Annotated in this window: 23 protein-coding genes; all 23 read left to right on the top strand. The window is 33.9% G+C overall.

The features are described from left to right. The first annotated feature begins 45 nt into the window (after positions 1 to 45). Complete coding sequence (hbs, locus tag JOC75_RS11840; RefSeq protein ID WP_146946154.1) at positions 46 to 324, top strand: non-specific DNA-binding protein Hbs; 279 nt, start codon at positions 46 to 48, stop codon at positions 322 to 324. A 163-nt stretch (positions 325 to 487) separates the two neighbouring features. Further along, the gene (folE, locus tag JOC75_RS11835; protein ID WP_204954280.1) at positions 488 to 1,054 is read left to right on the top strand and encodes a GTP cyclohydrolase I FolE; all 567 of its coding nucleotides are present in this window, start codon (positions 488 to 490) and stop codon (positions 1,052 to 1,054) included. A gap of 92 nt (positions 1,055 to 1,146) precedes the next feature. After that, the gene (gene mtrB, locus JOC75_RS11830; RefSeq protein WP_204954279.1) at positions 1,147 to 1,371 is read left to right on the top strand and encodes a trp RNA-binding attenuation protein MtrB; all 225 of its coding nucleotides are present in this window, start codon (positions 1,147 to 1,149) and stop codon (positions 1,369 to 1,371) included. A gap of 421 nt (positions 1,372 to 1,792) precedes the next feature. Next, the gene (locus JOC75_RS11825; protein ID WP_204954278.1) at positions 1,793 to 2,545 is read left to right on the top strand and encodes a heptaprenyl diphosphate synthase component 1; all 753 of its coding nucleotides are present in this window, start codon (positions 1,793 to 1,795) and stop codon (positions 2,543 to 2,545) included. 5 nt (positions 2,546 to 2,550) lie between these two features. Next, positions 2,551 to 3,261, top strand: a complete 711-nt coding sequence (locus JOC75_RS11820) for a demethylmenaquinone methyltransferase (RefSeq protein WP_204954277.1) — start codon at positions 2,551 to 2,553, stop codon at positions 3,259 to 3,261. Between the two features lie 292 nt (positions 3,262 to 3,553). After that, positions 3,554 to 4,516, top strand: a complete 963-nt coding sequence (gene hepT / locus JOC75_RS11815; protein WP_204954276.1) for a heptaprenyl diphosphate synthase component II — start codon at positions 3,554 to 3,556, stop codon at positions 4,514 to 4,516. Positions 4,517 to 4,624: 108 nt separating this feature from the next. After that, complete coding sequence (gene ndk / locus JOC75_RS11810) at positions 4,625 to 5,071, top strand: nucleoside-diphosphate kinase (RefSeq protein WP_204954275.1); 447 nt, start codon at positions 4,625 to 4,627, stop codon at positions 5,069 to 5,071. Between the two features lie 253 nt (positions 5,072 to 5,324). Continuing rightward, positions 5,325 to 6,101: a CheR family methyltransferase gene (locus tag JOC75_RS11805; RefSeq protein WP_204954274.1), complete on the top strand. Its 777-nt coding sequence runs from the start codon at positions 5,325 to 5,327 to the stop codon at positions 6,099 to 6,101. Positions 6,102 to 6,178: 77 nt separating this feature from the next. Next, positions 6,179 to 7,351 (top strand): chorismate synthase, encoded by a 1,173-nt coding sequence (aroC, locus tag JOC75_RS11800; protein WP_204954273.1) that lies wholly within the window; start codon positions 6,179 to 6,181, stop codon positions 7,349 to 7,351. Beyond that, complete coding sequence (aroB, locus tag JOC75_RS11795; protein WP_204954272.1) at positions 7,352 to 8,446, top strand: 3-dehydroquinate synthase; 1,095 nt, start codon at positions 7,352 to 7,354, stop codon at positions 8,444 to 8,446. Continuing rightward, entirely contained in the window at positions 8,443 to 8,805 is a 363-nt protein-coding gene (gene aroH, locus JOC75_RS11790; protein ID WP_204954271.1) for a chorismate mutase, read from the top strand. The genes aroB and aroH overlap by 4 nt, the downstream gene beginning before the upstream one ends. A gap of 393 nt (positions 8,806 to 9,198) precedes the next feature. After that, a complete protein-coding gene (gene trpE, locus JOC75_RS11785; protein ID WP_239589438.1) occupies positions 9,199 to 10,740 on the top strand; it encodes an anthranilate synthase component I in 1,542 nt (513 codons plus the stop codon). After that, the gene (trpD, locus tag JOC75_RS11780) at positions 10,712 to 11,728 is read left to right on the top strand and encodes an anthranilate phosphoribosyltransferase (RefSeq protein WP_204954270.1); all 1,017 of its coding nucleotides are present in this window, start codon (positions 10,712 to 10,714) and stop codon (positions 11,726 to 11,728) included. The genes trpE and trpD overlap by 29 nt, the downstream gene beginning before the upstream one ends. Next, on the top strand, positions 11,721 to 12,485 hold the full coding sequence (gene trpC, locus JOC75_RS11775; protein WP_204954269.1) for an indole-3-glycerol phosphate synthase TrpC: 765 nt from the start codon (positions 11,721 to 11,723) through the stop codon (positions 12,483 to 12,485). The genes trpD and trpC overlap by 8 nt, the downstream gene beginning before the upstream one ends. Then, positions 12,478 to 13,137 (top strand): phosphoribosylanthranilate isomerase, encoded by a 660-nt coding sequence (locus tag JOC75_RS11770; protein WP_204954268.1) that lies wholly within the window; start codon positions 12,478 to 12,480, stop codon positions 13,135 to 13,137. Before trpC ends, JOC75_RS11770 begins: the two co-directional genes overlap by 8 nt. After that, positions 13,118 to 14,344, top strand: coding sequence for a tryptophan synthase subunit beta (trpB, locus tag JOC75_RS11765; RefSeq protein ID WP_204954267.1), 1,227 nt, complete (start codon positions 13,118 to 13,120; stop codon positions 14,342 to 14,344). Before JOC75_RS11770 ends, trpB begins: the two co-directional genes overlap by 20 nt. Continuing rightward, positions 14,310 to 15,101 (top strand): tryptophan synthase subunit alpha, encoded by a 792-nt coding sequence (gene trpA / locus JOC75_RS11760; protein ID WP_204954266.1) that lies wholly within the window; start codon positions 14,310 to 14,312, stop codon positions 15,099 to 15,101. The genes trpB and trpA overlap by 35 nt, the downstream gene beginning before the upstream one ends. 266 nt (positions 15,102 to 15,367) lie before the next feature. Beyond that, positions 15,368 to 16,450: a histidinol-phosphate transaminase gene (hisC, locus tag JOC75_RS11755; protein WP_204954265.1), complete on the top strand. Its 1,083-nt coding sequence runs from the start codon at positions 15,368 to 15,370 to the stop codon at positions 16,448 to 16,450. A gap of 282 nt (positions 16,451 to 16,732) precedes the next feature. Continuing rightward, positions 16,733 to 17,839, top strand: coding sequence for a prephenate dehydrogenase (locus tag JOC75_RS11750; RefSeq protein WP_204954264.1), 1,107 nt, complete (start codon positions 16,733 to 16,735; stop codon positions 17,837 to 17,839). 90 nt (positions 17,840 to 17,929) lie between these two features. Next, positions 17,930 to 19,225 carry a 3-phosphoshikimate 1-carboxyvinyltransferase gene (aroA, locus tag JOC75_RS11745; protein ID WP_204954263.1) on the top strand — a complete coding sequence of 432 codons (1,296 nt, stop codon included), beginning with the start codon at positions 17,930 to 17,932 and terminating at the stop codon, positions 19,223 to 19,225. A gap of 374 nt (positions 19,226 to 19,599) precedes the next feature. Continuing rightward, the gene (locus JOC75_RS11740) at positions 19,600 to 20,517 is read left to right on the top strand and encodes a hypothetical protein (protein ID WP_204954262.1); all 918 of its coding nucleotides are present in this window, start codon (positions 19,600 to 19,602) and stop codon (positions 20,515 to 20,517) included. Positions 20,518 to 20,717: 200 nt separating this feature from the next. Further along, entirely contained in the window at positions 20,718 to 21,986 is a 1,269-nt protein-coding gene (locus JOC75_RS11735) for a tetratricopeptide repeat protein (RefSeq protein ID WP_239589437.1), read from the top strand. Positions 21,987 to 22,064: 78 nt separating this feature from the next. Further along, positions 22,065 to 22,610 carry a ReoY family proteolytic degradation factor gene (locus JOC75_RS11730; protein WP_146946133.1) on the top strand — a complete coding sequence of 182 codons (546 nt, stop codon included), beginning with the start codon at positions 22,065 to 22,067 and terminating at the stop codon, positions 22,608 to 22,610. Positions 22,611 to 22,858: the final 248 nt, after the last annotated feature.

The raw sequence follows: 22,858 nt of genomic DNA, 5'->3' as shown, positions 1-22,858 counted from the left end.
TGAAGACTAATAAGAATCCATCCCCTTTGGGAGGAGGTGAAAGGCATGAATAAAACAGAACTAATCAATGCAGTAGCAGAAGCTAGTGAATTATCTAAAAAAGATGCAACTAAAGCAGTTGATGCTGTTTTCGATACAATTTTAGATGCACTAAAAAATGGTGATAAAGTACAACTTATCGGTTTTGGTAACTTTGAAGTTCGTGAACGTGCGGCTCGTAAAGGTCGTAACCCACAAACTGGTGAAGAAATTGAAATTGCTGCTAGCAAGGTGCCTGCTTTCAAACCAGGTAAAGCACTTAAAGATGCAGTAGCAGGTAAATAAGTTAATATGTCATGTAATAACCATTACATACAAGCTTCTTCACAAAGCCCCTTTTAAAGGGGCTTTTCATTTGTTTATAATCCACATAAATTACATACTATATTTTGCTTTTATCCCCAGTCTTATGCTAGAATCTGAATCAAATACGATCTGGAGGACGGACATGGCACAAGTAAATCATAAAAAAATTGAAGAAGCGATTAAGTTAATACTAGAAGCAATTGGTGAGGATCCAACACGTGAAGGTCTCCTTGATACTCCAAAAAGAGTTGCGAAAATGTATGCTGAAGTATTTAGTGGATTAAATGAAGACCCTTCAGAGCATTTCCAAACCATATTTGGAGAAGATCATGAGGAGTTAGTATTAGTAAAAGATATTCCGTTTTACTCAATGTGTGAGCATCATCTTGTGCCGTTCTATGGTAAAGCGCATGTTGCTTATATACCAAAAGGTGGTAAGGTGACTGGATTAAGTAAATTAGCTCGTGCGGTTGATGCGGTTGCTAAAAGACCACAATTGCAAGAGAGAATTACTTCAACAATAGCTGATAGTATAAATAAATCACTAGAGCCACACGGTGTAATGGTAGTAGTTGAAGCAGAACATATGTGTATGACGATGAGAGGTATCAAGAAACCTGGTTCTAAAACAATCACATCTGCAGTAAGAGGGATATTTCGTAAGGATGAAGCTTCTAGATCTGAGGTATTGTCATTAATAAAAGGTTAAAACTTTTTTAAAGATATATGTGAGTGTTATCATCTACTAAATGGTATGATAGTGATAAAATAGAAAGATAAACTTTACAGGCAGGTGCTGACATGAGTCAAAAAAATGACTTTGTTGTAATAAAAGCTATTGAAGATGGTGTAAATGTAATTGGACTTACTAGAGGTACAGATACAAGGTTTCATCACTCTGAAAAATTGGACAAAGGTGAAGTAATGATTGCTCAATTTACAGAGCATACTTCTGCAATTAAAATCAGAGGAAAAGCACAGATCCAAACAGGTATTGGTGAACTAGAAAGTGATTCTAGAAAATAAGCAGGTTGTCCTGCTTTATTTACTTTTGTTCTCATTTATCAGGTTATAGGCATTATGAACAGAAAATAGAACTCAGATATGTTATAATTAATTTTGTCTGATAAAAAGTCTTTTCTGAAGAGATGTTTCTAAATAAACTTAAATACCCAGTGAAAATAAGTATTTTTTGTTAGTAAAGGATATCAATACAAGGTATGGCAATTAACAATGTTTGGGAACACTGCCTAAAGAAAAATGTATATCCTTTTAGGATAGGTTAATTATTATGTGGAGTAAAGGAATACGAGAACACTTTAGCTAGTGGAATTCCGTCCCCTTTTTTCACAATAAACATTACCTTTTTGCTAGTAAGTAATTTCTCTTTAACAAACTAGTAAAAAAAGAGAGATAAAATGTTAATTTGGGGACAAGGGTGATTTATTTGCAGTACATAGATGTACAGTTAGCGGAAATTAAAGAGGCTCTAATAGAAAAACTAACACATCCATTTTTGGTAAAACATTTACCTTCTCCTGTTATAGATGAAGACAAGCTGCTTCTCCTATATGCAATTTTTGATGAGATAGATCTTGCAGTTGAACTAAAAACAAATTATATCCTAACAGCAATGCTGGTTCAAATTGCCCTTGATACACATGACGATGTTACAACAACAAATACGATAAGCTCTGAGCAATTTGTTCAAAGACAATTAACAGTTCTTGCCGGGGACTATTTTAGCGGTTTATATTATTTGTTGCTTTCTAATGTGAAGGATATAAACATGGTCCGTACATTGGCTGTTGCTATTAGGGAAATTAATGAACATAAAATCAGGCTATATCACGATAGTGAAGCAAGTGAGACACAAACTTTGGATAGTGTTATTGTTGTAGAAACAGCACTGTTTCAGAAAATAACTGAGCATTATAACCTTGATTTCCTTAAATTAGTTACAACTAAATATCTTACCTATAAGAGACTCTCTCATGAAAAATTTCATACAAATACTGAAAGTAAATTGTCTATACTGAATTTAACTAAAGCATGTAATCATTTATTCGAAGAAACAGTATCGTTAATAAACAAAGGTTTCTCTCATAAATCTATGTTAAAAGAGATGCTACTTTCGCGTATTCAATCCTCTCATTTTAATGGAGCATTACATGATAATAAGATAGTGGAAGAAGGTTAATAAAAATGGATCAGTCTAAGGAAGAAAGAGTCCATGGTGTTTTTGAAAAAATATATAAAAATTATGATCAAATGAATTCAGTCATTAGCTTTCAGAGACATAAAGCTTGGCGTAAAGACACGATGAAGCGTATGAATGTACAGCCGGGTCAAAAGGCACTTGATGTATGCTGTGGAACGGCTGATTGGAGTATTGCCCTTGCTGATGCAGTTGGTCCAACTGGAAAAGTAATAGGTTTAGATTTTAGCCAGAATATGCTGCAAATTGGTCATGAAAAAGTTAAACAATTGAAAATAAATAATTTAGAGCTTATTCATGGTAATGCAATGAAGTTACCATTCGAAGACCAATCATTTGATTTCGTAACAATAGGGTTTGGGTTAAGAAATGTTCCAGATTATCTACAGGTTCTTAAAGAAATGCATAGAGTGCTAAAACCAGGTGGAAAAGCAGTTTGCCTAGAAACATCTCAACCAACACTACCTGTTTTTAAACAATTCTTCTCACTCTATTTTCGTTATGTAATGCCTCTTTTTGGTAAGGTGTTTGCTAAAAGCTATAAGGAATATTCTTGGTTGCAGGAATCTGCTCGCGATTTTCCAGGTATGAAAGAATTAGCTTCTATGTTTAAAGATGCAGGATTTGACAAAGTTGAAATTAAGCCATATACAGGTGGAGTTGCAGCTATGCATCTAGGAGTAAAAGAAAAAGTATAATGATGAGGTTTTACTCAGACCACTTTGTTATAAGAAGGTAAAGAATTCTGAAAAAGCTTGCTTCTTACAACGGTGGTTTTTTAATTTTAGGCTATGTTAAAGTAAGTTGATGCATTTTTTTACATGTCGATTCGGAGTGGATAAATGAGGCTCCTGCTAAGGGAAGCTTGTAAATAGAAGACCACATAGGTGTTGTAACTTACGGCTCCCGAACAAAACCTAATTTTAAAAGCTTATAGGTAATATATAGAATATACTAGTACCACAAAAAGATGTATTAAGGTGAATTTATATGAAATATAAAGCATTGTATTCTTTTTTAAATAGTGATCTTTCTATTATTGAACAAGAACTAGAAAAAACATCAGTTTCAGAGTATTCCTTACTTAAGGAAGCTAACTTAGAATTACTTCAAGCAGGTGGGAAACGAATTCGTCCAGTATTCGTCTTACTGTCATCTATGTTTGGAGAATATAACATCAATAAAGTTAAATACGTTGCTGTAGCATTAGAAACTATTCACATGGCATCATTGGTTCATGATGATGTAATTGATGACGCAGAAATGCGAAGAGGAAAGCCAACTGTTAAATCCAGATGGGATAATCGGATTGCCATGTATACAGGAGATTACTTACTTGCTCGTTCACTAGAGGTGATGACTAACATAGATGATCCACTTGCCCATAAGATTTTATCTAAGGCAATTGTAGAAGTATGTTTAGGTGAAATAGAGCAAATAAAAGATAAGTATCGTTTTGATCAATCATTTCGTACATATTTAAAACGAATAAAAAGAAAAACAGCTCTTTTAATAGCTGTAAGCTGTCAGTTAGGTGCGGTCTCATCTGGAGCGTCAAAAGAGATACATCAAAAATTATACTGGTTTGGCTATTTTGTAGGGATGTCATTTCAAATTACTGATGATATATTAGATTTTACTTCTACTGAGAAAGACTTAGGTAAGCCAGTAGGTAGTGACCTTCTACAAGGCAATATCACTTTGCCTGTTTTATTTGCTCTGGAAATACCGGAGATTAAAAGAGAAATTGTAAAAATTACAAATGAAACAACACCTAATGAAATAGAGCCGGTGTTAGAGATGATTTTAGCTTCAGATGTTATAGAACAATCTGCTAAAGTAAGTGATCAATATCTTAAGAAAGCATTTGATATTTTAGAAACTCTTCCAAGAAATCGTGCAAGATCTACGTTGCATAGTATTGCAAAATATATTGGAAAAAGAAAATTTTAATTATTTCCAGAATTTCTCCACACCTTAGATTGCAAATGTATCCCAAATCATGGTATTATTTTCATGGGGTAAAGCCTATACATAATTTTTTACGGGGTGGAGAATATTATGGAAAAAACATTTTTAATGGTTAAACCTGATGGGGTACAGCGTCAACTAATTGGGGAGATTGTTAGTAGATTCGAAAGTAAGGGCTTACAATTAGTTGGGGCTAAACTAATGTTAATCCCAGCAGAGTTGGCTGAGAAACATTATGGAGAGCATAAGGGTAAACCATTTTATGACTCGCTAGTCGGTTTTATTACTTCAGGACCTGTTTTTGCGATGGTTTGGCAAGGTGAAAATGTCATTGAACTAACTCGTAAAATGATGGGGAAGACAAATCCAAAAGATGCTGAACCAGGAACTATTCGTGGAGATTATAGCATGTATGTTAGTAAGAATATCATCCATGGCTCTGACTCACCCGAAAGTGCAGCTCGAGAAATTGGATTGTTTTTTAATGAAAATGAAATTGTTGAATATGAAAAGTTAATAAATAATTGGATATATTAAAAATAGCTAGCTTTTTGCTAGCTTTTTTTATTTGATTAGAATAATTATTGCTCTTGATAACAACAATTATCAATGAATTCATAAAATAAGTGGTAAAATCAGATTCAGAAGATTCGTTATTTTCTTCAAAAATATCGCAAATTTCTACAGATATAAGATATACTATAAATTAATTATTCCTTAGGGAATTATTTAAGTCGCAGACATTCGATAAATATAAATTACTACATGAGAATGCAATAGGAGAGCTGTCATGATAGATCAAGATTATGAACATTTTATAAAAAATATAAAATCTAAAACCGGTATTGACTTATCACTTTACAAAGAAGCACAAATGAAAAGAAGACTAACTTCTTTATATGAAAAAAGAGGATTTTCAAACTTCACAGAATTTTATTCTGGCTTGAATAAACAAAGAGAGCTTTATTATGAATTTTTAGATCGTATGACAATTAATGTATCTGAATTTTATCGTAACTATAAGAGGTGGGAAGTGCTTGAAGAAAAGATATTACCAAGTTTACTTGAGAAAAATAGCAATTTGAAAGTGTGGAGTGCTGCTTGCTCTACAGGTGAAGAACCATACACTATTGCCATGATTCTCTCAAAGCTGATGCCGTTGTCAAAAGTAAAGGTTTTAGCAACAGATATAGATGATAATGTCATTGCCCGTGCTAAATTAGGTCTTTATCCAGAAAGATCTCTAAATGAAGTACCTGATGATATGAAAAAGAAATACTTTAAAAAAGAAGGTACAAATTACAAAGTCAGTGATGAAATCATGAAAACTGTTACATTTAAAAAGCAAAACTTATTATCAGATCCCTTTGATTCACAATTTGATTTGATTGTGTGTCGAAATGTATTAATATACTTTACCGAGGAAGCTAAAGAGGTATTATATAGTAAGTTTAGTGGTGCTTTAAAAAGGCAAGGTGTATTTTTTGTGGGCAGTACAGAGCAAATTTTTAATGCTGAACGTTTCGATCTTTCATCTGTAGATACATTTTTTTATCAAAAGAGATAAGAATTTTCTATTTTTTTAGAAAAAGTTATGTTATATTTTTACTTAAAAGCGTTAGTGCGTTGAAGGGAGAGAGTAGAATGAGGTATTTAACAGCTGGTGAATCACATGGGCCTCAATTAACTGCAATTGTTGAAGGTGTACCATCTGGACTTAATTTAACAGCAGAAACAATAAATTCTGATTTAGCAAGAAGACAAAAGGGATATGGTCGTGGTAGAAGAATGCAAATAGAGAAAGACCAAGTACAAATTCTTGGTGGAGTAAGACATGGTAAAGCATTAGGCTCACCAATATCACTTGTTGTTGAAAATAGAGATTGGAAGCACTGGACTAAAATAATGGGTATTGAACCTATTACAGATGAAGAAGAACAAGAAGTGAAGCGCCAAATCACACGTCCTCGCCCAGGACACGCTGATTTGGTTGGTGCAATGAAATATGGACATCGTGATATGAGGAATGTGCTTGAGCGTTCATCGGCACGTGAAACGACTGTTCGTGTAGCTGTAGGTGCATTAGCAAAACAAATATTAGCAGAATTAAACATTAAGGTAGTTGGTCATGTACTAGAAATCGGTGGAGTAAGAGCAGAAAATACTAATTACAAAAACATTGATGACTTATTAGCAGTTACAGAGGAATCACCTGTAAGATGTTATGATCGTAATGCAGAAGTGAAAATGATGGAAGCCATTGATCAAGCAAAAGAAAATGGTGATTCTATCGGTGGAATTGTTGAAGTAGTTGTGGAAGGTTTACCTGCTGGAATTGGTAGTTATGTACACTACGACCGTAAATTAGATAGTAAAATCGCAGGTGCAATTGTTAGTATTAATGCATTTAAAGGCGTGGAATTTGGTATAGGCTTTGAAGCTGCTAGAAAATTTGGTAGCCAAGTACATGATGAGATCCAATGGTCATCTGAGGATGGTTATACTCGTAAATCAAATCGTCTGGGAGGATTTGAAGGTGGAATGACAACTGGTATGCCCGTTGTTGTTAGAGGTGTAATGAAGCCAATTCCAACATTATATAAACCATTACAAAGTGTTGACATAGATTCAAAAGAACCGTTTAGTGCAAGTATTGAGCGATCAGATAGTTGTGCAGTTCCTGCAGCAAGTGTTGTGGCAGAGTCAGTTGTTGCTTGGGAAATAGCAAATGCTATTGTGGAGCAATTTGGATTAGATCGAATGGATTTAATTAAAGAAAATATTCAGAAGATGCATACTTACTCGAGGGAATTTTAAATGAAATCAATTTTGGTGGAAACGACTGACTCGATCTATCCAGTTTATGTTGGGGACAATGCTATACAAGAATTATCTCCATTATTATTAGAACTAAATCCTTCTAAAGTGCTTATTGTAACAGATAATAATGTAAATGAACGTTATGGTAGTGATTTGGTTAAAATAGTTAGTAAACAATTTCCAACATGTAAGTTTGTTGTGAAGAATGGTGAGTCTTCAAAGTCATTTGAATTGTTTTATGAATTACAATCATTTGCACTTCAGCAGGGGTTAGATAGGAAGTCAGTTATCCTTGCTTTTGGTGGTGGAGTTGTAGGTGACTTAACAGGCTTTGTAGCTGCAACCTTTATGAGAGGTGTCCCTTACATACAAATACCGACAACATTACTTGCGCATGATAGTGCTGTTGGTGGAAAAGTAGCAATTAATCATCCAGAAGGTAAGAATATGATTGGTGCTTTTTATCAACCCAAAGCTGTCGTTTATGATAGTGAATTCTTAAATAGTTTACCGCATGAAGAGTTACGTTCAGGATTTGCTGAGGTTATTAAGCACTCCCTCATTCGTAGTGAGCCTTTTTATCATTTTCTTTATAATGAAGTTTCTGACTTAAGAGATCTTTCATCTGAAAAGCTAGAAACAATGATCCTAGAAGGAATTAAAATTAAAGCGGATGTTGTTTCACAAGATGAAAGAGAATTGGGACTTCGTGAAATTTTGAATTTTGGTCATACGTTAGGACATGCAATAGAAGCAGAAGCTGGTTATGGGAAAATATCACACGGTGATTGTGTTGCAATAGGTATGCTTTTTGCAATATGGTTAAGTAATAAATTTCAAGTTAATAAATTATCATATGAAGAAATCAAGATATGGTTTGAAAAAATCGGTTTTCCAACGTCTATACCAGCGGAACAAAGTACAGAGGAACTAGTTAATAAAATGACAAAAGATAAGAAAACAAAGTCTAATCAAATTAAAATGATTTTGCTGAAAGAAATTGGTGCTACAACTTCTGACACATTTACTAAGGATGAACTTCATTCTTTACTTGAAGAGTGGCGAGGTATAGATCGGGGGGAGAAAATTTGATTAGGGGGATTCGAGGCGCTATTACAGTTGATGACAATGATGCTTATGAGATTGTTATAGCAACAGGTGAGCTTCTTAAAGAACTGATAGTAAAGAATAACATAGAAGCAGCGGATGTGGCACATGTTATCATTACAGTAACAGAAGATCTTGATGCTGCTTTTCCGGCAAAAGCACTAAGAGAAATAGAAGGCTGGACTTATGTTCCTGTTATGTGTATGCAAGAAATACCTGTTCCAGGAAGTTTAGAGAAATGTATTAGAATAATGATGACAGTTCAGACAAAAATTGAACAAAATCAAATTCAACATGTTTACGCAAGAAATGCTGTAGTTCTTAGACCAGATTTAATAAAATAGATGATAACCTAAGAAAAAAAGGTGTTAAGATCTAATAAAATGATGATTATTGAAACAGTGGATGTATTCTTGACATTTTTTAGTGAATTATATTACCATGATAAAGAAGATTAAATAATAGTTGAGTAGAGTATAAGAGTATAGGGTAGCCGAGAATGAGTGAGTTTAGCTGAGGTATATTATGATGGCACAAATCTACCCAAAAACAAACGTGTTTTTGGGTTTTAATTTTATAGCATATAGGGTTTATAATGTACAATATATTAAGAATTAGAAACAATATTGTACATAGCCCTAATGTCCGTTTAATTAATTGTGTTAACAATAATCTTCAATAATTTTATAACCTCCTAAAATCTCATTCTCCAAAAAATATTGGAGGAGTGAGTTATTTTGAATTTTTCTTCTTTTACCACTTTTAGTGAAGATAGCAAACATTATCGAACAATCCCCATTGTAGAAAAGTATATGGTAGATACCATTACACCAATTCAATTGTTTCAACTTTTTAAAGATGAAGCTGTTTATCTATTGGAAAGTAAAGATGCTGAATCAAATTGGTCAAGATACTCATTTATTGGCCTTAATCCATTCTTGTTTATAGAAGAAAGTTTTGGTGAATTTTCGATTTTAAATGAGCAAAGAAAAACCTTATCAAAATCAAATTCAATAACGAGTACGTTTAAGCAGTTACAAAATCATTTGGCTATAAAATTACCAGATATCGATATACCTTTTGTTGGTGGAGCTGTTGGTTATATTGGATATGATGCAGTTTCAATTTTCGAAAAAGTTGAAAAACATAAAACCAATGATCTGAATCAACAAAATTGTATGTTTTTCGTTTGTGAAACAATCATTGCATTTGATCATCACGAAAAACAGCTTTATTTCATCCATTATGTTCGTGTGAACGGTGATGAAGAAGAAGGAAATCTAAAAGCGACCTATATGCTTGCAGAAGCTAAACTAAATAAATATGTGAGTATGTTAAATCAGAAAACACAACCAGAACAATTGCCATTAGCTATATCGAACTCCTTTGATGTTAATTTTGATCATATTAAGTCTAATTATGAGAAAAGTAAATTTTTAGAAGATGTGGAAAAGGTGAAAGAGTATATCCGAGCAGGAGATATATTCCAAGGTGTATTATCGCAACGATTTGAGATTCCATTAAAAACAGACGGTTTTTCTTTATATAGAATCTTACGAATTATCAATCCATCACCATATTTATTTTATATAAGGATAAATGATACCGAACTAGTCGGTAGCTCTCCAGAGAGATTAATTTATATTCAAAATAAGCATCTAGAAATTCATCCAATTGCCGGTACAAGAAGACGAGGAAAAACGGTTGAAGAAGATCAATATTTTGAAGAAGAATTAAAGCATGATGAAAAGGAAAAAGCAGAACATTATATGCTTGTTGACTTAGCAAGAAATGACTTAGGAAGAGTAGCAGAATATGGCTCTGTTACAACTCCTACATTGATGGAAGTTGGCCGTTTTTCACATGTTATGCATCTTATTTCAAAGGTGACTGCGAAATTAAAAGAAGAAGTTCACCCAATGGACGCACTTTTATCATCCTTCCCTGCAGGTACTGTCTCAGGAGCACCAAAAATTCGTGCAATGCAAATTATCAATGAGTTAGAACCAAATGCTAGAGGGAGTTATGCAGGATGTGTAGCTTACGTTGGTTTTGATGGAAATATTGATTCTTGTATAACAATAAGAACTATTACAGTTAAAAATAATACTGCATACGTTCAGGCAGGTGCAGGTATTGTTGTGGATAGTGTACCTGAGCTTGAGTGGAAAGAAACATGTAATAAAGCAAGCGCAATGTTAAAAGCCATTCAATTAGCAGAAAAAGTCTTTTCTGAGGAGGTACACAAAGATGAAAAAACTTCTAGCACACTGTATTGAAGGTAACACTCTTTCAGAGGAGCAAGCTGAACAGGTAATGAACTCAATCATGACTGGCAATGCAACACCTAGTCAAATTGCTAGTCTTGTTTCAATCATGCGTCTTAGAGGAGAAACAGTAGATGAACTAGTAGGGTTTACAAAATCGATGAAGCAGCATATGACGTCAATACAATATGATAGTGATGTTGTTGATACTTGTGGAACTGGAGGAGATGGTACCTCAACCTTTAATATATCAACAGCTGCTGCAATTGTTGTATCATCTCTAAAAGTAAAGGTAGCAAAGCATGGAAATAGAGCTATTTCCTCTAAAAGTGGAAGTGCTGATGTTCTAGAGAAATTAGGGGTAAATATACAAACATCACTTGAAGAAGCGGTGGAAAGCTTAAATGAACAAAACATGAGCTTTTTGTTTGCACCTATGTTTCATTCCTCAATGAAACATGCTGTAAATCCACGTAAAGAGATTGGCTTTAGAACAGTTTTTAATTTGTTAGGTCCATTGTCTAATCCAGCAAATGCAAAAAGACAAATAATTGGTGTTTTCTCAACTGATTATGCTGAAAAAATGGCAAAGGCATTAAAGAGACTTGGAGCAGAGCATGTATTACTAGTAACTGGTAGAGATGGTTTGGATGAGATTTCTATCTCAACTGAAACTGATGTTGTTGAGCTAAAGAACGGTGAGATTTCTCGGTATGTTCTTCATCCTAAAGATGTAGGTCTAATCGTAGGTAATAATGATGAGCTTAAGGTCAGTAATGCAGAGGAAAGTGCTAAACTCATTGAACAAATATTTAGAGGCGAAGGACCTGTCAGTGCAGAAAATATAGTAGCAATTAATGCAGGTGCTGCTCTTTATGTAGCGAACCATGTGAAAACATTGGATTTAGGTGTGATTTTAGCAAAAGAAGCAATTCGTAATGGAGTAGCTCTAAAGCAATTACAAATGTTAAGGCATCAACGGGAGGAAAATTATGCTTGATCAAATCATAGAAACAAAAAAAGAAGAAATAAAAAATCTTATATTACCTGAAGATGAAAAACTACCTCGAGTTTCGTTTCTAAACGCTTTATTAAATCCACAAAGAGACGTAGCACTTATTGCTGAAGTGAAAAAGGCATCACCATCTAAAGGGTTAATAAAAGAAGAATTCCATCCTGTTGAGATTGCAAAGGCTTATGAGAGAGGTGGAGCAGATTGTTTATCTGTTCTAACTGATTCTCCTTATTTTCAAGGAAAACGAGAATATTTAATACAGGTTAAAAAAGCGGTTAATCTTCCAATTTTAAGGAAGGATTTTATTATCGATACAATACAAATAGATGAAGCCCAAAGAATCGGAGCAGATGCGATTCTCTTAATAGGGGAAGCACTTGAGCCAACCTTATTAAGTGAGCTGTATCAGTATGCAACAGAGCTTTCGTTAGATGTTCTAGTTGAGGTACATGATCAAGATACATTAGATCGTGTATTAAAAGTAATTACTCCAAAAATATTAGGAGTGAACAATCGTAATTTGAAAACGTTTGAAACGAATATACACCAACTAGAAGCAATGGCTGAAACTGTTCCAAAAGATACTATACTTGTGAGTGAGAGCGGTATTCATACGAACAAGGATTTGCAGCTTGTACAACGATATGGAGCGAATGTAGTTTTAGTTGGAGAATCGTTGATGAGAAAAGAAGATCAAACACTTGCAATTAAACAATTGTTTGGAGAAATCATTCATGGATAATCCAAAATTAAAATACTGTGGAGTTAGAAATATTGATGACTTAAAACTTGTTTCACAGTCTCAAGCGAATTATATAGGATTTATATTTGCTGAAAGTAAACGTAAGGTTAAACCAGCTGAAGTGAAAAAATGGCTTGAAGATGTTGATGTAAAGGATAAAATGCTAGTTGCTGTTGTTGTTAATCCTACTAGTGAGGAATTACAAGAGGTTATAAAAAAAATTCCAGTAGATGTTATTCAATTTCATGGTAATGAATCTTTAGAGCAAATTAAAAAGGTGCAAAAACAATTTGGAGGTCTTGTTATTTGGAAAGCTCTTCATCATCACGAAAACACTTTAAAGCAAATGGAAGAATTCATAGATACTGTAGATGGATTTGTTATTGATTCTAGAATAAAAGGTGCATGGGGTGGGACAGGAGTTAGCTTTGATTGGAAAGCAGCTCCCCAATACATCAATTATGCAATGTTACAAAACAAAGATTGCTTTATAGCTGGTGGTATTAATGAAAAAAATATTAGTAGATTACTAGAATTACAGCCTCAAGGAATCGATCTTTCAAGTGGTATAGAAGAGGATGAGAAAAAAAATAAGGCCAAAATTCAGCAGATAGAAGAAAGGATGTTACAATATGTCAACTTATCCAGATGAAAAAGGGAGATATGGAGATTTTGGTGGACGGTTTGTACCAGAAACTTTAATGAGTCCATTAGCTGAAATTGAAAAAGCGCATAAAGAAGCCATGGATGATCCTTTATTTATGGAAGAATATCATCATTTGCTAAAAGAATATTCAGGTAGACCTACGACAGTTACCTTCGCAGGTAATTTAACAGAAAAATTAGGTGGAGCAAAGATTTATTTAAAACGTGAAGATTTAAACCATACAGGTGCACATAAAATTAATAATGCAATTGGTCAAGTATTACTAGCCAAAAGGATGGGTAAAACCAAGATTATAGCAGAAACTGGGGCAGGTCAGCACGGTGTAGCTACTGCTACTGTTGCAGCAAAATTTGGAATGAAATGTCAAGTCTTTATGGGTGAAGAAGATGTTAGAAGGCAGGAATTAAATGTATTTCGTATGCAATTGCTTGGAGCGGAGGTTATTCCTGTAACCAGTGGAAATAAGACATTAAAAGATGCTACTAATGAAGCAATGCGTTATTGGGTTCAACATTGTGAAGATCATTTTTACATTATTGGATCAGTTGTTGGACCTCATCCATATCCGTACATTGTGAGAGAATTTCAACGAGTTATCGGTGACGAAGCACGAGCTCAATTTCTCCAATTAGAAGGAAGTTTGCCTACAAAAGTTATGGCCTGCGTTGGTGGTGGAAGCAATGCAATTGGCATGTTTGCAGCTTTCTTAAATGATGATGTTGAACTTGTTGCTACAGAAGCAGCTGGTAAGGGTGTTGATACAGATATGCATGCTGCTACAATTACAAAAGGTACAAAGGGTGTCCTTCATGGTTCATTAACATATCTATTACAGGATGAATATGGTCAAATCACTGAACCGTATTCTATTTCAGCTGGTTTAGATTATCCTGGAATTGGTCCAGAGCATGCACATCTTGCTTCATCAGGACGTGTTAAATATGAGAGTGTAACAGACAAACAGGCATTAGATGCATTGGAACTTTTGGCGAAAGAAGAAGGTCTTTTAGCTGCAATTGAATCAGCACATGCTCTTTCATCTGCATTTGAACATGCGAAGCTAATGAAAAAATCAGATACTATTCTTATTTGCCTTTCTGGTAGAGGAGATAAAGATGTTCATACATTAATGTCGTATTATCAGGAGGTAGAAAATCATGACAACTCTCTTCAAACAATCAATTCAAAATAATTTATTTATTCCTTTTATTACAGCCGGTGATCCATATTCAGACTGTACGATTGATTTAGCTATTGCTCTTCAAGATGCAGGAGCATCAGCAATAGAATTAGGTATCCCCTATTCAGATCCAGTTGCAGACGGACCAGTTATTCAAAGAGCATCAAGTCGTGCTTTGCAAAGTGGGATGAATATCGTAAAAGCGATCAAGCTTGTACCTGAAATGCGTAAAAAAGGTTTAAAAATTCCAATTATATTATTTACGTATTACAATCCTGTGTTACAATTAGATCAAGAATCCTTTTTCGCTTTACTGCGAGAAAATACGGTAGATGGACTACTAATACCTGATATACCATTTGAAGAAAGTGAAGAGCTTAGAGAAAAATGTCAGGAACATTCTATCTCATTTATTTCTCTTATTGCGCCAACGTCTTCAAATAGAATAAAAATGATAGCGGAAAATGCAGAAGGCTTTGTTTATTGTGTTTCCTCTTTGGGTGTTACTGGAGAAAGAAAAAACTTTGATAAATCCATCGTAAACTTTTTGGATGAAGTGAAAAGGTACAGTAAAGTTCCAGTAGTTGTAGGCTTCGGAGTTTCCTCAAAAGAACAAGTAGAGGAACTTGCTTCCATCTGTGATGGTGTAGTTGTTGGTAGTGCATTAGTACGCGAAATCGAACGCCTTGGAGAATCTCTCGTTAATGAGAATACTCGTCAAGAAGCACTTGATGAATTTAAAGCTTTTGCAAGTAACTTTGCCTCTTAAACAAATTGGTATTATCTTTTGGTTTTGTTATTGCTTATTGTTGGTATTAACTACAAAGCTTTAACAATACCTTCTACATAATGAACGAGATAACAAAAGGTGATAAATTCAATTAATCAGTTTCTAAATGAACTAAGATTAAGCTTGAAAGATTATCATATAAAATTGCAAAATGATTAAGTTGAATTTATGATAGAAAACATAATAATGAAAGAGCTATGTTAAAGGTAAGGTATGATCTTTTTCATATAGGAGAGGTGTTTTAATTGCAAGTAAAAAAACAATTATTAGGTCTAAAACCGTATCAACCAGGTAAACCAATTGAAGAAGTAAAAAAACAATTTAATTTGACAAAGGTTGTAAAACTTGCTTCAAATGAGAATCCTTATGGTTGTTCCCCAAAAGCGAAACAAGCCATAATGGATGAATTAGATCAACTAGCTATTTATCCGGATGGATATAGCGCTAGTTTACGTACAAGAGTAGCAAAACATGTAAATGTAAATGAAGAGGAATTAATTTTCGGAAATGGTTCTGATGAAGTTGTGCAAATTATTTGTCGTGCTTTATTAAATCCTGAGAAAAATACGGTTATGGCAACACCTACATTTCCACAGTATAAGCATAATGCAGTCATCGAAGGATCTGAAGTACGAGAGGTACCGCTCGTTAATGGTGATCATAATTTAAATGAAATGCTTGGGGAAATTGATGAAAACACCACGGTTGTTTGGGTGTGTACACCAAATAATCCAACAGGCACGTATGTCACAAGTGATAGCTTACTTCATTTTTTATCTAAAGTGCCAAAGCACGTTTTAGTTGTTGTGGATGAAGCTTATTATGAATACGTTATGGCTGAGGATTATCCTGATACTGTATCATTATTAAAGGAATATTCAAATCTGATGATTCTCCGTACTTTTTCAAAAGCATACGGATTAGCTTCATTGCGAATCGGGTTTGGAGTTGCGAATGCAGAGCTTATTCGTAAAATTGAACCAGCCCGTGAACCCTTTAATACAAGTCGGGTAGCACAAGCTGCTGCAATCGCTTCTTTAGATGATCCTGAATTTGTAGAAGATTGTCGTGAAAAGAATAAAAAAGGATTAAAGCAATTTTATGAGTTTTGTGAAAACTTAAATTTAGATTACTATCCATCTGAGGGTAATTTTATTTTAATAGATTTTAACCGCGATTCTGATGAGGTATTCCAGGCATTGCTTGAAAAAGGCTATATTGTTCGTTCAGGTAATGCATTAGGTTTTCCAACACATTTACGTATTACAGTAGGATCTGAGATTCAAAATAATGAAATCATTGAGATCTTAAAGGATTTTGTTCAATAAGCTAGTATTCATAAATCAAAATAAATAATGATTTAATAATATTGATTCATGTGTCTAATCAAAAAGTGTATGAAGATATACTCTCTATGAGCAGCAAATCAATAAGTTCTTATAAAAAAGAGGGATGAATACAAGCATTCGCCTACTATTCATTAGTAGGTAAAGGTATGATTTTGCTTGGTTAATCTCTCTTTTTCTCTTAAAAAAACTAAAAATTCATTTTTCTATGTAAATTTTGACGAATAAGCCTCTAAGATAAGGCCAAAAAAGGTGATCAAAAATATGGCAAAGAAAATATATTTAATAGGTCTTGGGTTAATTGGGGGCTCTATTGCGTTATCAATTAAGCATAACGATCCATCAATACATATATTAGGGTTCGATATTAACAATGACCAAGCAGCTCTCGCAAAGAAGCTGGGAGCAATAGACGAAGTTTCTTATGAGATTTTCCCGAGTGACATTTCTTCTGTAGATATCATTTTCATTTCAACTCCAGTTGAGCAAACGATAAATATAATAAAAGATCTTAAAGATGTAGAATTGAAAAAAAATGTCATTATCACTGATGTTGGAAGTACCAAAGTGAAAATAGTAGAATGTGCTAATAAATATTTGAATGGTAGAATTAAGTTTGTTGGAGGTCACCCGATGGCGGGTTCACATAAGTCTGGTATTTTAGCTGCAAAACCACACTTATTTGAAAATGCATTTTATATTTTAACTCCTTCAAAATACGTTACTTCAGAGGATCTAGAGCAACTAAAATATATTCTAGAAGGAACAAAAGCCAATTTTATTGAAATGTCTCCTCAGGAGCATGATAGAGTGACTGGTGTTATTAGCCATTTTCCTCATATAGTTGCTGCTAGTTTAGTATATCAAGCAAAAAATCATGAAGAGCAATTTCCTTTAGTAAAGAGATTAGCCGCTGGAGGATTTCGAGATATTACTAGAATCGCGTCTAGTAATCCCTATATGTGGCGTGATATCCTTCTTCATAATAAAGGTCCACTATTACATTTATTTGATGATTGGATTTCAGAAATGGAACGTGTAAAGGGCTTTGTTGAAAATGAGGAGGCAGAAAATCTGTATGATTATTTTGAACATGCAAAGCATTATCGAGATGGTCTTCCTGAAAAGCAAAAAGGAGCAATTCCTTCATTCTATGACTTATATGTAGATGTACCTGATTATCCAGGAATTATTTCTGAGGTCACTGGTTTCTTAGCTCAAGAAAAGATTAGTTTAACAAATATACGAATAATCGAAACGCGTGAAGAAATTTATGGGGTTTTGAGACTAAGCTTCCAAACAGAGCATGATCGTGAGCTCGCTATAAATTGTATTAGCAAATATTCTTCATATGAAACATTTATCATATAAGCAATGCTTAATACTTGGAGAATTTAAAAATTAAAATTATTGCTTGTTAGTCATTCATATTAATGCCAAATTATTAATGAGGTGGAATAAATGTCTGAGGTCAAAAATTTAGTAAAAGTCGAGCGTTTAGTAGGGGAAATAGATATACCAGGTGACAAATCAATCTCTCATAGAGCTGTGATGTTTGGATCAATAGCAACTGGTCAAACGCTTATATCAAACTTTTTAATGGGAGCGGACTGTTTAAGTACTGTTTCCTGTTTTAGAAAAATGGGTGTAACAATCAATATTGAAGAAGGACAAGTTTCGGTTGATGGTAAGGGTTTAGCAGGTTTAGTAGAACCAACTGATATTTTAGATGTTGGTAATTCAGGAACAACTACTAGATTAATGATGGGAATATTAGCAGGGGCATCGTTTCATTCCTGTGTAATTGGTGATGAATCTATAGCTAGAAGACCTATGTCTAGGGTAACAAATCCATTAAAGATGATGGGTGCTAACATAGATGGACGGGAAAATGGACAATACACGCCATTATCAATTCGTGGTGGTGACTTGAAAGGGATACAATATTCTTCTCCTGTTGCTAGTGCACAAGTCAAATCCGCTATCTTACTAGCCGGTTTGCAGACAAGTGGTGAAGAAACAATTGTGACTGAACCTCATAAGTCCAGAGATCATACAGAGAGAATGCTAAGGGCTTTCGGGGTTAAAGTAGAAGAGGATGACAAATCTGCTTCTATAGTTGGTGGACAAAGCCTGCAAGCGACTAATATATTTGTACCAGGTGATATTTCATCAGCAGCATTTTTCCTTGTTGCTGGAGCTATTGTTCCAAACAGTGAAATAGTCCTGAAAAACGTAGGAATAAATCCGACTAGAACGGGAATTCTTGATGTGTTAAAAATGATGGGAGCTTCAATTGAGATTATTCCACATAAAGAACAGTCATTTGAACCAATTGCAGATATCATTATAAAAACATCAACCTTAAAAGGAACAATTATTGATGGAGATTTAATACCAAAACTAATAGATGAAATTCCTGTAATTGCTTTACTTGCAACTCAAGCAGAAGGTCAAACAATTATCAAAGATGCAAGTGAACTTAAAGTGAAAGAAACAAATCGTATTGATACTGTTGTAGGAGAATTATCTAAAATAGGAGCAGCTATCAAAGCAACAGACGATGGAATGATTATAACAGGTAAGACTGCATTAGTAGGTAATGCTGTTGTATCTAGTCATGGAGATCATCGAATAGGGATGATGCTTGCTATAGCTTCTTGTATAACAAATGAACCTGTTCAACTTGAAGATGCTGGAGCAATTGATGTATCATATCCAAATTTCTTTGAACATCTGTCTTTACTTTCTAAATAATACTAGTTTACAGCTTAAGCACTATTCATTGGGATCACCATGATTAATGCTTAGGCTTTTTTCTATTAGGCTCTGTTAAAGGTTGATGTTGATTTTTAGCACATTGTTGATTGGAGATGAATATATGAGACTCCTGCTTAGAGAACGTGTCAAAGGGAGACCCCACAGGCGCGCAGCTTACGAGGAGGCTCACGGACCTAGGAAAAAAGGTACTTTTTTCCCGGGAAAGCGAATGCCTGTAACGAAAATCAACAACAAAGTTTTACATAGCCTTCTATTAAAAGATCTAAATATTCTAAGTGAGTTCTAAACTAAGCATAAATGAATACCTTCTTTCATAGCTTGTCTTAAGAGGATGAAAGGGGGCAAAAGGAATGAGTTATATCATTGAACATGCAACACTGTTAAAATCAAATGGTACAACTAAGACATCGTTATTAATAAAGGAAAACAAAATAGAGTTTATGAAGTCATCTTTAAATAATTACCGTTTTATAAGAATGGACATGAGTTCATATTTATTAACCCCAGGATATGTTATGCTTGATTTTTCTCTTCAATCTTTACTTCACTTTCAAGAATTCAAACAACATATGATCGAGAAATATGTTAAAAAAGGATGTACAACATTATTAACAGTAACCTCATTAGAAAAAGAACAAGATCTGCTACCAAAACTAAAACAAAGAAGACAGCTTATGATTAATTCACCGATTGACTACTATATAGGTGTAAAGATTCCTTTTAAACTTTTAAAGCCCTCATTACTTAGAAAGTTAAGACAGCATAATATATCAGTTGTATTTGTTGAACTGAGTGAGGATGATTGTTTAGATGGAAAATCATGGGGGTGGATAAGAGATGCGATGTTTTCAAACCCAATTACACTGATTCCTAGCATAGAAGAAGGACTGTATAAAAGTAATGTAAACCAAAAAATATTGAAAAATTGGGTTAAGCATATGAAAGAAAATCGAATTTCTTCTCTGACATATCAATTAACAGAAGGAGAAACATTAACGAGAGATGAGTTAATGACAATAGGTATATATCCTGAAAAGGGTGATATTAGAATAGGTGGACAAGTTAATTATAACTTGTATAATCTAGATGATATAAAATACCATACTGACGGGCAACCAATAATGAATAGTAGCATACTTCCTATGTTTACTATTCATCAAGGAAAGTTAATAAATATAAATGGAGAAATTACATTTAATCCAGGTATAGGTGAAGAATGTTTTATACCGATTTCAGGTCGTTTTATATCACATCAAATCTCTCTTTGATGTATGATAAAGTATAGTGAATGTCATTATAGAATGTTTTGTGTATACCTTTTACTAAGATAATCATGCACGTTATAATGTCTAATGTCATTTTTCTATCATGATAGCACCTTTTATGTATCTTTTTGGATTTTTAATCTACATAAAAAATTTTCTGTTCTAGTAACAAACTATTTTTCTGTATAAGAAAGGGATTATGTATGTTGAACTCAGTACTAAACGAAGCAATCAATCTTGTAAACAAGGGTGAAACAGAAACAGGACTAAACCTGCTAGAGAATATTGAACCTACTCTTCATGATGAAGAAAAACTGCATTTAGCAGATCAATATTATCAATGGGGAATTATAGACAAAGCTCATAATATGATTGAAGAACTACACTTTCTTTATCCTGACGAAACACAAATTACATTGTTTTTAGCGGAAATCAATTTAGATATGGAAAAAGAGGAAGAAGCGATAGATCTATTAAATATGATCACTGTAGATCATGAAGCGTATCCTCAGGCGCTGTTACTTTTAGCAGATCTATATCAGATGCAAGGACTGGCTGAGGTAAGTGAGCAAAAATTAAAAGAGGCAAAGGATTTACTACCCGACGATCGGATTATTGATTTTGCTTTAGGTGAATTTTATTTCCACCAGGGCAAGTATATGCATGCAATTCCTTTTTATCAAAACACGGTGGTTGAACATCAGTTGATATCTGGTGTACATATTAAGTTAAGACTAGCTGAATGTTTAAGTGCAGTTGGTCAATTTGAAGAAGCTTTGGAATATTATGAGCAAGGAATAACAGAACATGAAGATGCTCATAGTCTTTTTGGCTACAGTTTTACAGCATTTCAAGGTGGTTTTTATAAAACGGCTATTCAACAATTTATAAAGCTAAAAGAAGCAGATCCTCAATTCTCGTCCTTATACTTGTATTTGGCCAAGTCATATGAACATGAAGGCCTTTTAGAAGAGAGTCTTGGTACAGTACAAGAAGGAATAAAAGTTGATGAATATAATAAAGAGTTGTTTCTTTTTGGAGGTAAAATAGCCATTAAGCTCGGGCAGATGGATGATGCTGAGGGTCTACTTAGGGAATCTCTTGCGATTGATCCAGGTCATATTGAGGCGGCAATAACACTAACACATATCTTTTTACAACAAGAAAGATATGATGATGTAATTGATTTAATCAGTATTAGTAAACAATATGGTGAAGAAGATCCTCAGTTTGAATGGAACTTAGCACGAGCTTTTCATCAAAAAGAAGATTATACACAGGCATTAAATCATTACCATGTTGCATATAATTTTTTCAAGGAACAACAAGAATTTCTACATGAATACGGATATTTCCTGTTGGAAGAAGGAAAGAGGCAAGAAGCGAAGAGTATCTTTGAACAAATCATTAAGCAAGATCCTTCGAATGTCGAAATAGGTGAGATTTTGTTACAATTAGAAGATGAGTTTTAAGTGATATAAGAAGGATTTCATTTTCACTTTGTGGAATTATCAAAGTAAGAAACAATGAACTGCAGAGGAGGGAATTGTATGGTGGCCCCTGTATCTGTCCATGAAAAGAAAGATTTCATCAGGTGGTTCTTAAATCATTATCAACTGAAAAGAAGAGAATGTGTGTGGATCTTAAATTATTTAATGAGTCATGATACCTTGATGGAAAATGTTCATTTTGTTGAACAAGCACAATACTGTCCGAGAGGAATTATTATGTCTACTCATTGTGTTGAAGAAGTGCCGTTTCGCTTTTATAAAGAGAATGTTATGACAACAGACGCAGAAAAATCTTTTCATGACATCCGTTTAAATAAAGAGGAGGAACTCTTTATTCAATTAAATTTCAGGTCTTCTTATCAATCACCACAATATGCAGCAGTTCTCGAATCTAATCCTTTTATGCCAGAGCATCTTCATGAAAATGAAAAAGATCGTGAAGTAGCAGAAAAAGTACTAGAGCATTCCATCCAAAGCTTTCAAAAGGAAAAGCTTCTTCAGTTAATCGATGAGGCGCTAGATAAGCAAGATAAAGAAAGTTTTAAAAAGTTAACTGAACAGTTAATCACGCTTAATAATAATTAGTATGCAATGTTATTTAATAAAGAGGCTGACTCATATGTCAGCCTCTTTATTATGACTTCTGTCATATATAAGGCTAATTATTGTAAAACCTCCTGAGCTCTTCTTCAAACAAGCTCAGGAGACTTCTGCTCCTGTAAAGGAGAATTCGCGTAAAAGAAATATCAAATATATCTATAGTCTTTTGGTAAGTATAGTTATGCATAGACATTGTTATATTTAACAAATAATCAAACAACCTATATAATGGA

Source organism: Metabacillus crassostreae (assembly GCF_016908395.1).
Lineage (GTDB): Bacteria > Bacillota > Bacilli > Bacillales > Bacillaceae > Metabacillus > Metabacillus crassostreae.
This window is presented reverse-complemented; position numbering and strand designations above follow the sequence as displayed.

Coding starts and splice junctions, on each gene's coding strand:
- hbs (WP_146946154.1), top strand. CDS start 46: ATGAATAAAACAGAACTAATCAATGCAGTAGCAGAAGCTAGTGAATTA.
- folE (WP_204954280.1), top strand. CDS start 488: ATGGCACAAGTAAATCATAAAAAAATTGAAGAAGCGATTAAGTTAATA.
- mtrB (WP_204954279.1), top strand. CDS start 1,147: ATGAGTCAAAAAAATGACTTTGTTGTAATAAAAGCTATTGAAGATGGT.
- JOC75_RS11820 (WP_204954277.1), top strand. CDS start 2,551: ATGGATCAGTCTAAGGAAGAAAGAGTCCATGGTGTTTTTGAAAAAATA.
- hepT (WP_204954276.1), top strand. CDS start 3,554: ATGAAATATAAAGCATTGTATTCTTTTTTAAATAGTGATCTTTCTATT.
- ndk (WP_204954275.1), top strand. CDS start 4,625: ATGGAAAAAACATTTTTAATGGTTAAACCTGATGGGGTACAGCGTCAA.
- JOC75_RS11805 (WP_204954274.1), top strand. CDS start 5,325: ATGATAGATCAAGATTATGAACATTTTATAAAAAATATAAAATCTAAA.
- aroC (WP_204954273.1), top strand. CDS start 6,179: ATGAGGTATTTAACAGCTGGTGAATCACATGGGCCTCAATTAACTGCA.
- aroB (WP_204954272.1), top strand. CDS start 7,352: ATGAAATCAATTTTGGTGGAAACGACTGACTCGATCTATCCAGTTTAT.
- trpD (WP_204954270.1), top strand. CDS start 10,712: ATGAAAAAACTTCTAGCACACTGTATTGAAGGTAACACTCTTTCAGAG.
- trpC (WP_204954269.1), top strand. CDS start 11,721: ATGCTTGATCAAATCATAGAAACAAAAAAAGAAGAAATAAAAAATCTT.
- JOC75_RS11770 (WP_204954268.1), top strand. CDS start 12,478: ATGGATAATCCAAAATTAAAATACTGTGGAGTTAGAAATATTGATGAC.
- trpB (WP_204954267.1), top strand. CDS start 13,118: ATGTCAACTTATCCAGATGAAAAAGGGAGATATGGAGATTTTGGTGGA.
- trpA (WP_204954266.1), top strand. CDS start 14,310: ATGACAACTCTCTTCAAACAATCAATTCAAAATAATTTATTTATTCCT.
- JOC75_RS11750 (WP_204954264.1), top strand. CDS start 16,733: ATGGCAAAGAAAATATATTTAATAGGTCTTGGGTTAATTGGGGGCTCT.
- aroA (WP_204954263.1), top strand. CDS start 17,930: ATGTCTGAGGTCAAAAATTTAGTAAAAGTCGAGCGTTTAGTAGGGGAA.
- JOC75_RS11740 (WP_204954262.1), top strand. CDS start 19,600: ATGAGTTATATCATTGAACATGCAACACTGTTAAAATCAAATGGTACA.
- JOC75_RS11735 (WP_239589437.1), top strand. CDS start 20,718: ATGTTGAACTCAGTACTAAACGAAGCAATCAATCTTGTAAACAAGGGT.
- JOC75_RS11730 (WP_146946133.1), top strand. CDS start 22,065: ATGGTGGCCCCTGTATCTGTCCATGAAAAGAAAGATTTCATCAGGTGG.